The sequence below is a fragment of the Microbacterium sp. Au-Mic1 genome (assembly GCF_021341785.1).
In the GTDB taxonomy this organism is placed as follows: domain Bacteria; phylum Actinomycetota; class Actinomycetes; order Actinomycetales; family Microbacteriaceae; genus Microbacterium.
Genome location: NZ_JAJTTF010000011.1, coordinates 24,349 through 38,907, shown reverse-complemented (window position 1 = coordinate 38,907; position 14,559 = coordinate 24,349). Strand labels below are relative to the sequence as shown.

11 protein-coding genes are annotated in these 14,559 nt (G+C 66.1%); 7 read left to right on the top strand and 4 right to left on the bottom strand.

Annotated features, from left to right (window positions below):
* Window positions 1-479: 479 nt before the first annotated feature.
* The 4 genes from LXM50_RS14480 to LXM50_RS14465 form a co-directional block, all read right to left on the bottom strand.
* Window positions 480-1,865, bottom strand: coding sequence for a DJ-1/PfpI family protein (locus tag LXM50_RS14480; RefSeq protein WP_233312158.1), 1,386 nt, complete (start codon window positions 1,863-1,865; stop codon window positions 480-482).
* Window positions 1,866-1,924: 59 nt separating this feature from the next.
* Window positions 1,925-2,869, bottom strand: a complete 945-nt coding sequence (locus tag LXM50_RS14475; protein ID WP_267920943.1) for a GlxA family transcriptional regulator — start codon at window positions 2,867-2,869, stop codon at window positions 1,925-1,927.
* A 294-nt stretch (window positions 2,870-3,163) separates the two neighbouring features.
* A complete protein-coding gene (locus LXM50_RS14470) occupies window positions 3,164-3,835 on the bottom strand; it encodes an SGNH/GDSL hydrolase family protein (protein ID WP_233312156.1) in 672 nt (223 codons plus the stop codon).
* Window positions 3,832-4,566, bottom strand: a complete 735-nt coding sequence (locus LXM50_RS14465; RefSeq protein ID WP_233312155.1) for a FadR/GntR family transcriptional regulator — start codon at window positions 4,564-4,566, stop codon at window positions 3,832-3,834. The genes LXM50_RS14470 and LXM50_RS14465 overlap by 4 nt, the downstream gene beginning before the upstream one ends.
* On the opposite strand from LXM50_RS14465, the gene LXM50_RS14460 reads away from it, so the two are divergent.
* The 7 genes from LXM50_RS14460 (at window position 4,492) to LXM50_RS14430 (ending at window position 14,555) form a co-directional block, all read left to right on the top strand.
* Window positions 4,492-5,658 carry a 2-hydroxyacid dehydrogenase gene (locus LXM50_RS14460; RefSeq protein WP_233312154.1) on the top strand — a complete coding sequence of 389 codons (1,167 nt, stop codon included), beginning with the start codon at window positions 4,492-4,494 and terminating at the stop codon, window positions 5,656-5,658. The genes LXM50_RS14465 and LXM50_RS14460 overlap by 75 nt on opposite strands.
* A 44-nt stretch (window positions 5,659-5,702) precedes the next feature.
* Window positions 5,703-7,082 (top strand): ABC transporter substrate-binding protein, encoded by a 1,380-nt coding sequence (locus LXM50_RS14455; RefSeq protein ID WP_233312153.1) that lies wholly within the window; start codon window positions 5,703-5,705, stop codon window positions 7,080-7,082.
* 86 nt (window positions 7,083-7,168) lie between these two features.
* Window positions 7,169-8,047 carry a carbohydrate ABC transporter permease gene (locus tag LXM50_RS14450; RefSeq protein ID WP_233312152.1) on the top strand — a complete coding sequence of 293 codons (879 nt, stop codon included), beginning with the start codon at window positions 7,169-7,171 and terminating at the stop codon, window positions 8,045-8,047.
* Window positions 8,048-8,181: 134 nt separating this feature from the next.
* Complete coding sequence (locus tag LXM50_RS14445; protein WP_233312151.1) at window positions 8,182-8,991, top strand: carbohydrate ABC transporter permease; 810 nt, start codon at window positions 8,182-8,184, stop codon at window positions 8,989-8,991.
* 2 nt (window positions 8,992-8,993) lie between these two features.
* The gene (locus LXM50_RS14440) at window positions 8,994-11,000 is read left to right on the top strand and encodes a TIM-barrel domain-containing protein (protein ID WP_233312149.1); all 2,007 of its coding nucleotides are present in this window, start codon (window positions 8,994-8,996) and stop codon (window positions 10,998-11,000) included.
* Window positions 10,997-11,887 (top strand): NAD(P)-dependent oxidoreductase, encoded by an 891-nt coding sequence (locus LXM50_RS14435; RefSeq protein WP_233312147.1) that lies wholly within the window; start codon window positions 10,997-10,999, stop codon window positions 11,885-11,887. The genes LXM50_RS14440 and LXM50_RS14435 overlap by 4 nt, the downstream gene beginning before the upstream one ends.
* A complete protein-coding gene (locus LXM50_RS14430; RefSeq protein WP_233312146.1) occupies window positions 11,877-14,555 on the top strand; it encodes a right-handed parallel beta-helix repeat-containing protein in 2,679 nt (892 codons plus the stop codon). The genes LXM50_RS14435 and LXM50_RS14430 overlap by 11 nt, the downstream gene beginning before the upstream one ends.
* Window positions 14,556-14,559: the final 4 nt, after the last annotated feature.

Sequence of the window (14,559 nt, the reverse complement as noted above, 5' to 3'; positions counted from 1 at the left end):
ACCGTGATCAGGTGAGGTCGAGCGTGCCAGCAGAGCAGGACTGATCATCGGCGCCAAGACAGGCGAACAGGAGTCCCTCAGGAACAGGCAGGCCTCATCGTCCGCGCACAGGAGCGCGTGCAACCGGAGGCGCCGCCGACAGCTCGGCGGCTAGTGTCTGTCGACCTCACTGAGTTCCATGCCGCCCAGCATACCGGCTCATGGAGGGACATCGAATCGCGGGCGTGTCGGATTCACTCGAGGGGTACCCCTCGCACCGCGAGGCGTTGTCTTCTGCGGTCGGGTCATCACTTGAGCGGTTGATTGCTCGCCTGCCCTGCTAGCAGCAGCGACTACCCGGAGTCCATCCCGAAGCCGGGCACGGGGGAGGAGCCCTGGTCCGCCGTGCGCACGCAGGCGAATCGTCAGGCGGTGGTGCTCGGGGGTGCGCAGGGTCTGGAGCTGTCGGTGACGGTGCTGCCCGGTCCACACGCGGAAGCCTAGGGAGTCGACGCCAGGTCCCCGTCGTCCGTCACGGTTCGAGCGCGTCCCGCCTGACGCCGCCGCATCCGGCCGATCGCCACAGGGAGGAGTCCGACGGCCGCGCTCACGAGGAGCGCGAGGATCGCGAGCACGGAGATACGGGTCGGGAACCCGCCGCCGGCGGGCAGCGCCGGGAGCGGGTACTCGATGTACTTGGCTGCGGTCGTGGCGACGGAGCGCCCTTCCGTACGGGCGATGTCGGCAAGCACCGGATCGAAGCTGGTGTTGCCGCCATTCGCGGTCGCGGCGGGAACGAACACGGGCACTCCGGGTGCGGCCTGGGTGAGCTGTGACGACGTGACGCCGGGGATGACGAGGCGGTCGATGGGACCGGCGTCGGTGATCGGGGTGGCGAGCAGTGTCATCCCGTGGCGGGTGGTGACCTCGCCCGTCTCGGCGACAGGGATGACGTGGGCGGTGAACGCGGCGCCGCCGTACAGCTCGGCGGCGGCGGCGACGTCGATCTCGTCGACGCCGGGAGTGAGGCCGAGGCCGTAGCGCGGTTGCCCCCAGGGGAGCGTGGCGCCGAGCACGTACGGGTAGTCGGCCGGTGAGACGGTGTTCACGGGAATGTCGGTTCCGCCCTCGGGCTGCCAGTGGGGATATCGGACGTCATCGGCGATGCGCACGGCCTCTGCGGTGCCGGCGAGCCGCTGTACGACGTGCAGGCTCGCGGCGATGCCGGAGCTCACTCCGGCGGTGGTGAGGACGTTTCCGTCCTCGACCCAGCGCTGGCCGCTGATCCAGGTCGTCTCCGGATGAGTCGCCCTCATGTCGTCGAGGTCGGACCAGAACGAGGTGGCCCTGCGTCCGTCGAGTACGGCGGTCTCGACGAGCACTCGGGCGCCGGCGCATACCCCCATCACCGTGCGGTCCGAGGCGTGCGCGGTCTCGATAAAGGCCCGAAGGTCGGCTTCCTCGGTCGCAGCAGGATCGCTGATCGCCGGGACGACAACCAGATCCGGAAGGGTGAGCCGCCCCGAGGCGTAGTCCTCGTACGCGGCATCCGGCACGACGGTGAGCCCGCCGGACAGTGCGACCGGTGCGCGGGACGAGGAGACCGTGCGGACGTCGAACCGTTCCGAGGCTGCGAAGACCCCGTACGGGCCCATCGCATCGGTAGCGACGGTTCCGTGTCGCCCCAGCAGGACCGCCACCTTGATCCGGTCGCCCTGCGCCGTTTTGGTCGTGCTCGCCGCGGTCGGCGGGTGCGGGGGTTCGAGCGCGGAGAAGTCGTGAGCCATGGTCGTGGCGAAGCCTGCGGCGGCGATGCCGGCGAGGGTGGCGGCGCCGAGGACGAGGCCGCTGACCGTGAGGAGGGCGCGACGAAGGACGGTATGCATGCAGGGCTCCGGGAGAAGAGAAGAGAAGAGAAGAGACGGGGAAGAGGGCGAGCGCGGGATCAGCGGCGCACGGCGTTGCGGTAGGCCCGCGGTGAGACGCCCTTGACCTGCCGGAAGGCGCGCCGAAGCTGACGGGGATCGCCGTATCCGCAGGCGAGCGAGATGTCTTCGATGGACAGGTGGGTGGAGGACAACAGGGTCTTGGCGTGACCGATCCGGAGCGTCTGCTGATACTGCAACGGCGTCATACCGATCGTGCGCACGAAGTGGTCGGTCAGCGTTCGAGGGGCGACATGAACCGCGGCGGCGAGCTCGGCGAGCGTGTGGCGTCCGGCGAAATCGTCGGACAGAAGCTGCTGGACCGCTTGCACCTCGGGCACGACATGGTCGCGCAGCTCGACGAAGGGACTGGTCGGCACTTCCGCTCCGTTGCGCCGGAGGTACACCACCAGCTCGCGCGCGACGCGGGCGGCGAGGGCCGAGCCGTGATCGCGCTCGACGATGGCCAGCGCGAGATCGATCCCCGAGGCGATGCCGGCGCTGCTGAGGACCGGCCCGTCCATCACGAAGAGGACGTCATCGATGACCCGCGCCCGAGGGTAGCGATCGCGCAGATGCTCGAGCACGCTCCAGTGCGCGGTGCACCGGCGTCCGTCGAGCAGGCCGGCCTCGCCGAGCACGAACGCCCCTGTGCATACCGACGCGATCTGTGCGCCCGCCTCCGCGGCTTCGCGGATCCAGGTGATCGCGCGCGGATCGATTTCCTGAGAGATCGTCAGGTCTGCGCCCGGCACGAGCACCAGATCCCCGTGGGTCGCGGAGGGCAAGGGCCCCAGCGCCGCCAACGTCAGCCCCTGGGCCGAGACGACCGAGGGGTCGGCGGCGACGAACGACACCTCGTAGTCGGCGCCCAGGTGCGTTGCGGCCGAAAGCACCTGAACCGGACCGGACAGATCCAGCACATTGACATGAGGAAGGACCAGGACGAGGACGCGGGGCGGCATGACTTCAACCTATGACGATCCTCGCTGGTCGACCAGGCCGCTTCTGGTGGGTCTGCCGGACGTATCCGGCAGGCGTCGAGTCCGAGGTCGTGAGCTAGCGGAGTGGATCTCCGGGCCGCGACGACAGGGTGGCGATGAGCTGTTCCGCACCCGTGCGGGCTTGAGCGGTGCGCTCCGGGGACGGTTCCAGATCGTTGGAGTAGGTGTTACCAAGAGCGAGTGAGGGCGCGGCTTAGGCGGTGGCATCGAACCGGCTCGCGTACTCCGCGGACAGCTCCCACGCGAAGATCGTGATCAGCGAGTGCTGGATCGAGCGGTATGCCCGGGGTGCGATCTCTTGGATATCGGGCATCGTCCTGCGACGGCGAGCCATGCGTCGGCGATGAGGCGATGGCCGCGCGGAGACGGGTGGATGCCGTCCGGCGCGAGGTCCGCAGGATCGAGCTCGGCGGCTGCCTCGATGAAGAGTCGGCTGAGCGGCACCACGGGAGTGCTGTATTCCGTGCCGAGCATGTTGATGATGCCGATCTTCTCCTCCAGCTCGCTGAGCCAGCCCCACTGGCCGGGCTCGACCGGCAGGAGGAAGGGCTCCATGAGAATCGCCCGGGTGCCACGGGTGTGTGCTCCGTCAAGAATCGTGCGCAGATCCGCCGCAAACGCATCCGGCGGTGTGTAGTCGTCCCTGTCGAAGTGGCGCCACACATCGTTGATGCCGATGAGAACGGTGAGCGTATCCGGCTGCGCCGCGACCACGTCGTTCCAACGGCTACGAAGGTCGCGGACCCGATCGCCTCCGATGCCCAGGTTGACGATGCCGGCAGGCGAAGTGCGCTCAGCGATCATTCGAACGTAGCCCTCGCCGAGCGCGTTGCCGCCCGGACGGCGCCGGCCCGCCTCGGTGATGCTGTCACCGAAGAACACCAGAGTGTGTGCCATCCCTGGAGTGGCTGGGGTCGTCGCGGTCACGAGAGTGCCCCCGACCGGTCCCAGTGCCCGAGCGCGGCGCGCGCCTCGCCATGGGCCTCGCGGATGAGGGTGCGCGATGTCGACTCCACGTTCGGGTTGGCCGTGGCGATCTCCTCGACAAGGCGCTCGTGCATGTCCAGTCCTTTCGTCGTCTCCTCGACAAGCGGGAACACCAGAGTCTCCCGAGTTCTCACGGCTGCCGCGATCACGGTGGTGAAACAGCCGAACATCTCATTGCCGGAACGCGTCAGCAGTTCCGTGTGGAAGAGGACATCGGCCTCTGTGAAGGCGTGGAGATCGCGCGCGGCCATCGCCTCGCGCATGCGCGTGATGAGCGCGCGAAGCTCTTCGACCGCATCGGCGTCGGCGAGCCCGGCGATGAGTCGCGCCGCCACCGGCTCGACGGCGAGTCGGGTCGCGTAGAGCTCCTCGACCTGGTTCGACCTGTCGTCGCCGTGAAGGCGCCAGGAGATCACGTGCGGATCCAGGAAGTTCCACAGAGCCCTCGGAGAGACGCGCGTGCCGATCCGCGGGCGGGCCTGCACGAGTCCCTTCGACTCGAGTGCGCGGAACGCTTCCCGCAGCACGGACCGTGAGAGGCCCAGATCCAGTGCCAGCTGGTCGGGCGCGATCGGTGCACCGATCTCGAAGTCTCCTTGAACGATCGCGCGTCCGATCTGTTCGACCGCCTGGTCATACAGTCGTGCGCCCGATGTCGGCGAGATGGTCATGTCTCTCACGTCACTCCTGTCTGCGCCACCGTCTCAGAAAAGTTCGCTCGGACGGTTGACGCTAGATCATTTAAACATAATAATCTGATTATTCGAGAATCGATCGAGGAGAAACTGTTGCACGTAATCGTTGCTGATCCCATGCAGGTGCGCTTGGCGGAAGAGCTGCGCGCCGCGCTTGGCGAAGGCGTGAGCTGGGAGTTCCTTGATCGGCCGGAGCACATCGCGCACGCGTCGATGGATGCCGATGTCTTCGTGGGTTCACGGATGGACGCGGACCAGATCCGTCAACGCTCGAAGCTGAGGCTCATTCAGGTCGCCGGTGCCGGATACGAAGGAATCGAACTTTCCGCTGTGCCCCGAGACGTGGTCGTGGCCAACACGTCGCATCACGGGCGGGCGATCGCGGAGTACTGCCTGATGTCGATGCTCGCCCTCTCACGCAACCTCCTCGTCGAGGACGGCGCGCTCCGAGAGGGGACTTGGCTGTCCGTGTTCCAGGATCCGACCGCGCCGGTGCATGACACGCTCGCCGGCAAGACCGTGGGGATCATCGGCTACGGAGAGATCGGCAGCCACATCGGAAGGCTCGCCCGCGCGATCGGTATGCGGGTCGCGGCGGTCCGGCGGAATCCGCAGTCGACGGCCGCCGACGAGCTCGACTGGGTCGGCTCTCCCGATCAACTGCCGTACCTGCTGCGCACCTCGGACTTCGTCATCGTCACGGTGCCGCTCACCGAGAGCACCGTGGGGCTGATCGGCGAGAAGGAGCTTGCGCTCATGCCGAGGAACTCCGTGCTGATCAACGTGGCTCGTGGCCCGATCGTCGACGAGGAAGCGTTGTATGCGGCTCTGCATGAGAAGAGAATCCGAGGGGCGGCGATCGACGTCTGGTGGCGATACCCCGCAGAGGGGAACCGTGCAGATCCATCGAAGCTGCCATTCGGAGCCCTTCAGAACGTCCTCGTCACCCCGCACACCTCCGGCGTGACGACCGACGTCTTCCACAACCGCATGAAAGATGTCGCCGCGAACATCGCGGCGTTGCGAGACGGGCTTCCGCTGCGCAACGTCGTCGTCCCGGCGCGCTAGAAACACACCCGAGCACGTACACCACTCACAAACAGGAGCAATCAATGAAGATGACCCTCAGATGGGGAGCGGTGCTTGCCGCGACCGCGGCCATCGGGCTGGCGCTGTCGGCCTGCACCGGGTCGGGAAGCCCGGATCCCAGCAAATCGGCAGAGCCCGTCACCATCACGGTGATGGGCATCCCCGCGACCACCAAGCCCGCAGCGCGTCAGGCGTTCATGGATGACATCGCCGCCTTCGAGAAGGCGAACCCGAACATCACGGTGACCCCCACGGATGAGAAGTGGAACGCCCAGTCGTACGTCACCGAACTCGCAGGCGGCACGGCGCCCACTCTGCTGTGGGTGCCGCTCACCGATCCGCCCGGGCTCATCGCTCGGAAGCAGGTGGCAGACCTCACCGACGACTTCCACGGGCTCTCCGCCTCCAAGCAGTTCAACGCGAAGGTGCTGGAGCCGTTGAAGAGCAACGGAAAGCTCTACGGCGTGCCGACCGCCGAGTATGCGCTCGGCCTGGCCTACAACCGCGATCTCTTCACGAAGGCTGGCCTCGACCCGGACAAGCCGCCCGCGACCTGGGCGCAGGTGGAGGCCGCCGCCAAGAAAATCACCGATGCGACCGGCGTTCCCGGCTTCGCGGAGATGACCGCGAAGGGCTCAGGCGGCTGGCATCTGACCGCCGGCACCTACTCCTACGGCGGGACGATGGAGACCCTCGGCAAGAACGGCAAGTACTCGGTCCAGGTGGACAACCCCGACGCCGTCTCGTACCTCAAGCAGCTTCAGGCGATGCGCTGGAAGGACGGCTCGATGAGCGCCAACGCGCTGCTCGGCTACGACGACATCAACAGCGGGTTCGCGGCAGGCAAATACGCGATGATCATCTCCGCACCCGACTACTACACCAACTACATTCAGCAGTATCAGGGCGACCCGAATGCGTTCGGCATCACGGCCTATCCGCAGTCGGGCGGGAACACCACCCTCGCCGGTGGAAGCGTGGCCATGGTCAACGCCAAGGCGACGAAGGCCCAGACGGCCGCGGCTGTCAAGTGGATCGACTATCGCTGGCTCCGACCCCAGTACGACGCTGCGGCCGCGGCGAGCGTGGCGAAGTCGAACGCGGCCGCGAATATCCCGGTCGGCATTCCCGCGGTCCCGTTGTTCAACACCGCAACTCAGGACAAGATCGCCGCAGCGATCAAGCCATACGTCACGATCAAGACGGCGAACTTCGAGCCGTTCGTCACCGGGACGGCGAAGCTCCAGCTGAAGGCTGAACCGCCGATCGCGGCGCAACTCGTCTACCAGGCGCTCGACCCCGTGATGCAGGCCGTGCTGACCCGGCAGGATGCCGATCCGGCGGTGGAGCTGAAGAAGGCGCAGTCCTCTGCGGAGCAGGCTGTCGCCCAGGCGCAGCAGTGACAATGAGCATTGACGCCCTGGGGGAGGCTGCGGCGTCGCCGTCAGCCTCCCCCGGAGGGACCCCTTCGGCGCCGGCCCCTCCGCAGATGAAGCGACCCCGCCGCTGGCGGCGTGACCTGGCGGCACTCCTCTTCCTGCTGCCAGCGCTCGTGCTCTTCGGTGTCTTCTCGTGGTGGCCGATCCTGCGGAGCCTGCTCCTGAGTGTCCAATACAACAACCTGGTGGATCCGCCGAAGTGGGTGGGGCTCGAGAACTTCGTGCACGTCTTCGCGGACCCGATGCTGCTCACTGCCGTCGCGAACACCGTGAAGTTCGGGGCGCTCTCCGTCCTCATCGGCTTCCCTCTCCCTCTGCTGCTGGCGATCATCATGTTCGAGCTTCGAAGACTGGGTGGGGTTTTCCGGGTGCTCGTCTACATCCCCGTCATCATTCCGCCGGTCGTGTCGGTGCTGCTCTGGAAGTTCTTCTACGACCCCGACAACGGGCTCTTCAACACTGTCCTCGGCGCGTTCGGGCTCGGCCCGATTCTCTGGCTGCAGACGCAAGCGACCGCACTTCCGAGCCTGGTCGTTCTGATCGTGTGGGCGGGGGCAGGTAGCACCGTCCTACTGTTCCTCGCTGCTCTGTCCGGAGTGGCGCCCGAGCTGTACGAAGCGGCAGAGGTCGACGGCGCGTCGATCTGGCGTCGTGTCTGGCACGTCACTCTTCCTCAGCTCAGGGGGATCATGCTGATCCTCCTGCTCCTGCAGATCATCGGGACCCTCCAGATCTTCACCGAGCCATACGTGATGACCGATGGAGGCCCGGAGAACTCGACCGTGACGATCCTGATGCTCATCTACCGCGCGGCATTCCTCAACGGCGACTTCGGCTATGCGACCGCACTGAGCGTGCTCCTGGCCATCGCCCTCGGAATCGTCTCGGCCGTCTACCTCCGCCTCACGCGGTCTTGGAGCAAGAACTGATGTCAGCAGAAATGCAATCGCCAATGCTGAACGACCAGCATCCCCGCCGCAGACGGAAAGCGCCTGAAACCGCCGTCCGCAGCGTCATCTCGCCCGCAGATCTTCGTCGGCCGGGCGTGCGCGCCGGAGTCCGCTTGACCCAGGCCGTGCTCCTGGTCCTCGTCGCGCTCGCCGGCGTCGGACCCCTGTGGTGGCTTGTGAAAGCTGCTCTGTCGGGCACCCAGGAACTCCTGAGGAATCCCGCATCGCTGTGGCCCGGGATCACTCAATGGTCCAACCTCGGCGACGCCTGGACTCAGCTCGACATCGGGCACTACCTGCTCAACACGGTGGTCTACGCCGTCGGTGCCGCCCTCACCCAGGTCCTGGTCGCCGTCACAGCGGGATTTGCGCTTTCGGTACTGCGACCCCGATTCGGCCCCGTCGTCTACGGCGCGATCCTCGCGACGCTCTTCGTCCCCGGTACCGTCTCGCTCGTCGCGCTCTACCTCACGATCATCGATCTCCCCGGCCTTCATGTGAGCATCGCGAACACGCCGTGGGCGATCTGGCTGCCCGCCGGCGCGCACGCGTTCAACGTTCTGATCGCGAAGCAGTTCTTCGACACGCTTCCGCGTGAGCTCTTCGAGGCCGCTTCGGTGGACGGTGCGAGCTCGCTCCGCATGTTGTGGCAGATCGCCATGCCGCTCTCGCGCCCGATGATGTTCGCCATCGGCCTGCTGTCGCTGATCGGCGCATGGAAGGACTTCATCTGGCCCCTCATCGCGATGAGCGACCCCACCAGGCAACCCTTGTCCGTGGCTCTTCCCCGGCTCGCTCAGAACGCCGATCAGGCCCTGGTGCTCGCCGGGATGCTGATCTCGACCATCCCGCCGCTGATCGTCTTCATCATCTTCCAGCGCCAGGTCGTGCAGGGCGTCGGCTTCAGCGGGCTGAAGGGCTAACCGTGACACACGACGACACTGCGATCATCGAGCGCCGTCATCGGGGCGAGACGCTCCGGGTCGAACCCTGGGGGCCGGACGCCATCCGGGTGCGGGCGACGAGACGCGCTCGTATCGACGAGACACGCCTCGGCGGGCTCGAGCACGGATCCCCATCGTCGACGGGAACCCTCACCCGCTCCGACGACGGTGGAGCCGCTCTCGAGAACGGGCGGATTCGCGTCACCGTCGATCCTCGAGGGAATCTCACGTTCACGGATCCCGTCGGTCGGATCCTCCTGGCCGAGGATCCCCAGACGCTCGCGTCGACGCCTCCGCGCTACAGCCGCCGCGAGGGCGGATCCACGCGACTGGACGTGCGCTTCGCCGCACGCGCGGAAGAGCGGCTCTTCGGGTTGGGGCAGCAGCAGCACGGTCTTCTGGATCAGAAGGGTGCGGTCATCGACCTGATCCAGCACAACTCGAACGTGTCCATTCCGTTCCTGCTGTCGAACCGCGGCTACGGCCTCCTCTGGAACGACCCGAGCCCCGGCCGGGTGGAGCTCGGCCGCAACCGTACGCAGTGGTCGGCGCAGAACTCCGAGCAGGTCGACTACATCGTGATCGCGGGGGAGACACCGGCCGACATCCTCGGGCGCTACACCGGCCTCGTCGGGCGCGCTCCCCGCTTCCCGGACTGGGCGTCCGGATTCGTCCAGTCGCGTCTGCGCTACGCCTCACAGGAGGAGGTGCTCGCGGTCGCTCGGGAGCACGTCGGCCGAGGCCTGCCGCTCGCCTCCATCGTCATCGACTACTTCCACTGGAACTTCTTCGGCGATTGGTCCTTCGACGAGGCCCTCTGGCCCGACCCCGCGGCGATGGTCGCAGAACTGCGCGACCTCGGCGTCGAGCCGCTCGTCTCGGTGTGGCCCGCCGTGAACGAGAGCAGTCGCAACTTCCGCGCCATGGAGCGCTCCGGTTTCCTCATGACGCGGTCCGAGGGGCTGGGCGTCGCCGCACGGTTCCTGGACACGGGCCAGGACGGACCGGCGTTCCTGCACTTCTACGATCCGAGCAATCCCGACGCGCGCGCCTTCGTGTGGGACGCCGTGACACAGGGATACCGCCGTCACGGCATCGAGAGCTTCTGGCTCGACGCGTGCGAACCCGAGATCGTGCCTCAGGAGCCGTCGCAGTGGGACTATGCCGCCGGCCGCGCGGACGCCGTCGGCAACCTCTACCCGCACTGGAACGCACGCGCCTTCAGCGAGGGGATGACCGGCGACAACCCTCGCAACGCGCTCAACCTGACGCGGTCGGCCTGGCACGGGACGCAACGCTACGGCGTCGCACTGTGGTCCGGAGATGTCCCTTCCACTTTCGCCTCCCTTCGCGCCCAGATCCCGGCAGGCATCAACGCGGGACTCAGCGGCATGGCGTGGTGGTGCAGCGACATCGGAGGATTTCACGGTGAGGAGACCAACGACTCCGAAGCGATGCGCGAGCTCATGGCGCGCTGGCTGCAGTTCGGTGTGTTCAGCCCGATCATGCGCCTGCATGGTCACCGCATCCCCGATGTCCCCGGCGAGCTGAAGCATGGGGCGCCGAACGAGGTCTGGAGCTTCGGCGATGACGTGCTCGCCATCGCGACCAAGCTTCTGGACGTCCGTGAGACGTTGCGCCCCTATCTGCACCGTGTGATGGAGGAAGCACGCGACACCGGCCTCCCCGCGATGCGCGCACTGTTCCTCCAGTACCCGGAAGAGGAACGCGCCTGGGAAGTCGAGGACCAGTTCCTGCTGGGCTCGGACGTCCTCGTCGCCCCTCTCACCGAGCGGGGAGCCGAAACGCGCGAGGTGTTCGTGCCCGCCGGCGAATGGATTCCCCTTCAGAGCGGGACGGTCATCTGCGGGCCTGTGACGACGAAGATCGCTGTGCCGCTCGATGGTCTGCCGGCACTGGTGCGTGCGGGCACGGAGGTCGCGGCTGAACTCGCCACGTGGATCCCCCGGGCGGAGACCGAATCATGACCTGGCTTGTCACGGGAAGTGAAGGAAAGCTCGGGCGGGTGCTCGTGCGGCACCTGGACGCCGCAGGCATCCCCTGTAGGACCTTCGATCGTTCGCCCGGTGAGCGCCCGGATCACCGGACGGGGGACGTCGCGGATCCGCACGACGCCTCGGAAGCGCTCTCCGGCGTCGAGGGTGTGATCCACCTTGCGGCGCTCCCGAGCGACAGTGCGGGTACACCCGCCGAGATCCTGAGAACGAATGCGCTCGGGACCATCGCGCTCGCCGACCGGGCACTCAAGGCCGGCTGTGAGAGGTTCGTCTACGCATCCAGCATCAACGCGCTCGGAGTGACCGGACCGGGCAGGCCCGATGACTTGCCTATCGACGCTCGGCAGCGGGCGCATCCGGTCACCCCCTATCAGATCTCGAAGCGCCTGGCTGAGGAGTACTTGCTCTATCTCCACCGTGCCACGCCGCTAGAGGTCGTCATCCTCCGCCCGCCGTACATCGCGGATGCCGGCGACTACACGACGTGGCACGCACCGGACTTCATCGGGCTGCCTCGCTCGGCGAGCGAACTCTTCGCCTATGTAGACCTCGACGACTGCGCACGCGCGTTCGTCCTCGCGGCCGTCGGAAGTGGCGCCGGTCCCGGTCCCTACTTCCTCTCTGCGGAGGACACCTGCTCGGAGGAACCGACTCGCCGGTTGCTCGACTGCTGGACGGGTGCCGTGCGAGAGGACTTCGATGCCTCGCTGGACAGCAACGAGCACCGATCGCTCCTCGATTTCACCCCGACCGCTGCCGCTCTTAGCTGGTGGCCCACCACAAGCTGGCGCGCAGCATCTACCGCGCCATTCGACCATGCAGTGCAACGGAGAACGGAGTACAACGATGTCACCTGAACTCACCCGCCGCTCGTTCATAGGTGCGGCAGCCGTGGCAGGCGCAGCAGGTGCCACGGCCGCTCTGGTCAGCGGGGCAGGCGCCGCATTCGGACTTCCCTCCCGGCCCCGCCTTACGACGCCAGGTGCCATCGGCAACCTCACACCGAGCGGCACAATCGCCAACCTCCCGGCGTCGTTCTACGGGCGGCCCGGTCTGGAGGGCATGCCCATCATCGACTATGCGAGCATGCCCGTGGTGAACGTCATGGATCACGGCGCCACCGGCAACGGAACAACGTCTGATCGCGCTGCCTTCGACAGCGCCGTCGCTGCGGTGAACGCCCTCGGCGGTGGAATCGTCTACCTTCCCGTCGGCCGATATCTCTTCCCGCCCAACGCTGCGGGAAACGTCAACTGGTGGAACCAGCAGACCATCGCGAACGTCCATTTCGTGGGGGAGGGGGAGGGGAGCGTTGTGGTCTTCCGGCGACCGAAGATGACGACCAATGGCCAGGAAGCACCTCTGTACCCAGCGGGTGCGGGCTGGACGTTCGTCAACGCGACCAACGTCTCGCTGCGAGACTTTGCGATGCAGTGGATTCCGCTCAACCTGATCCGGCATACGACCACCGCGACCGCTCTGCTCGTCCGGGTTCCGGAATCGATGCAGATCCTCCGGATGACAGTCGATCATTGCCAGCCGGGCATCATCCTCCCGCACGCGAATAACAGCTGGATGGTGGACAACGTCCTCCGCAACAGCGGTTCAGATGCCTTCAACTACGGCGGCGCCAAGAACAGCGTTGCAGCGTACAACTGGGCGGAGGCCATCGGGGATGACGGATTCGCCAACTACCAAGACAGCAACCTGTTCCCAGACAGCACTGCCATCCCGAACGTCCGCTTCACACGAAACACGGTTGTCAGCGCGTGCTGGGGTCGCGGAATGACCCTTGGCGGATCGCACCAGTCGATCGACAACAACTGGATCGAGAACACCATGGGTGCCGCGGTCCTCAGCGACATCAGCAACACAGCGTCGCCTGCAACGTTGATCGACGCCACCGTACTCGCCAACACGATGGTCCGCTCCAGCATGGAGATGCGACCGGACAATCGTGCTCTGGCGAGTGGGGGCGGCTATCACGGCGCCATCGCCTTCCTGAACAAAGTCGACACGCTCACCGTCAAGAACAACTGCGTCCGAGCGTCCGAGGACAATGACATCGCCGTCGGGATCACGAACTGGCTCGGGGTGACCGGGAGCAACATCGAGATCTTCGGCAACCATCTCTACGCCGCTGATGGAACCGGGATCAACCTCCCGGTCAACAGCACCATCTCCGGCCTGGACATCAGCCAGAACAGGATCATCGAGAACACCGGTCCCTCCGTCATTGTCAAAGGCACAGCGACCGGCGTCACCTCGAGCGGCAACCACGTCACGGCTCTCCCCTCTGTGACCGGATCTGTTGGCGGTGACATGACGGGATTCACAACGACGACATCCGCCCCCTATAGCGACCCATATGCATCCCGTCGTGCTGAACCGAGCGAGACGGCATGGGCGGACCCCCAGCCACAGAGCACGGCAGGCCTGCCGAGCGCGAGCGTGACCAGTTACGGGGCGGTGGGAGACGGCGTTCACGATGACACCCCGGCGTTCCGAGCAGCTCTGGCTGCGCTGCCGCTCACCGGAGGCATCATCGTTGTCCCCGCGGGACAGTTCCGCCTCGTTGTAGACCCGTCGTCATCGACGTTCCGCGACACGAAGATCACACATCACTTCGCCATCGCCGAACGCGACAACGTACACATCGTAGGTGTGGGAAGCACGTCCGTGATCGTATGCACAAGCCCAGACGCCCAGGGCATCCGCATCATCGGCGGTGAGGGATGCTCGGTCTCCAACGTCGCGTTCTCCCTTCCGGACCGGCCGGACCTCCGTCGAAACCGCGCGCTGCTGGATGTCACAGGTGCGAAGAACGTCTCCGTGACGGACGTGTCGCTGTCGGGTGCGAGCGGCTCAAACCTCGTGATAGACACCTGCACCGGTGTCTATGTAGGAGCTGTCACGAGCTCTGGCGCCAACATGTACGGCATCGACGTCGAAGGTTCACGTCAGGTGCGAGTGACTGGCTGCACCGCCGATGACAACCGCGATGGGGGCATTCAGGTCGGTTGGGTAGGAACCGTGTACAGGGAAGCCCAGTTCGTGCACGTCGACGACAACACGATCGATGGCTCCGTCGAAGGCGGGGGCATTCTGGCAAGCAGCGGCGCCGACCTGGTCATCGATCACAACACGGTGAGCAACACCTGCCAGGCGGGAATCTACCTCTGGGGACGCGCTCCGGGCTTCCCGCTGTTCAGCGCCGAGATCACGAACAACACTGTCACGAACGCCTGCACCGGTGATTACACGTACTGTCCGGGCGCCATCTCGATCCACTCCATTCGCGAAACGGCGGGGATGACGGCTGGCACGTTCACCGTCTCCGGAAACACGATATCGAGTGCCCCGTTCTCCGGAGTCTGGGTGGGCGGTAAGTCACCGATCGGCACCGTTCTATGCCAGATCAACACGCTGACGATCTCCGGGAACACGTTCACCGGGGTCGGCGGCAGCAACGTCCTCATCGCCGCCGACCAGCAGGCGAAGATCGCCAACTTGACCATCGTCTAGAAGG

Coding starts and splice junctions, on each gene's coding strand:
- LXM50_RS14465 (WP_233312155.1), bottom strand. CDS start 4,566: ATGACCATCTCGCCGACATCGGGCGCACGACTGTATGACCAGGCGGTC.
- LXM50_RS14430 (WP_233312146.1), top strand. CDS start 11,877: ATGTCACCTGAACTCACCCGCCGCTCGTTCATAGGTGCGGCAGCCGTG.
- LXM50_RS14435 (WP_233312147.1), top strand. CDS start 10,997: ATGACCTGGCTTGTCACGGGAAGTGAAGGAAAGCTCGGGCGGGTGCTC.
- LXM50_RS14455 (WP_233312153.1), top strand. CDS start 5,703: ATGAAGATGACCCTCAGATGGGGAGCGGTGCTTGCCGCGACCGCGGCC.
- LXM50_RS14475 (WP_267920943.1), bottom strand. CDS start 2,869: ATGCCGCCCCGCGTCCTCGTCCTGGTCCTTCCTCATGTCAATGTGCTG.
- LXM50_RS14450 (WP_233312152.1), top strand. CDS start 7,169: ATGAAGCGACCCCGCCGCTGGCGGCGTGACCTGGCGGCACTCCTCTTC.
- LXM50_RS14480 (WP_233312158.1), bottom strand. CDS start 1,865: ATGCATACCGTCCTTCGTCGCGCCCTCCTCACGGTCAGCGGCCTCGTC.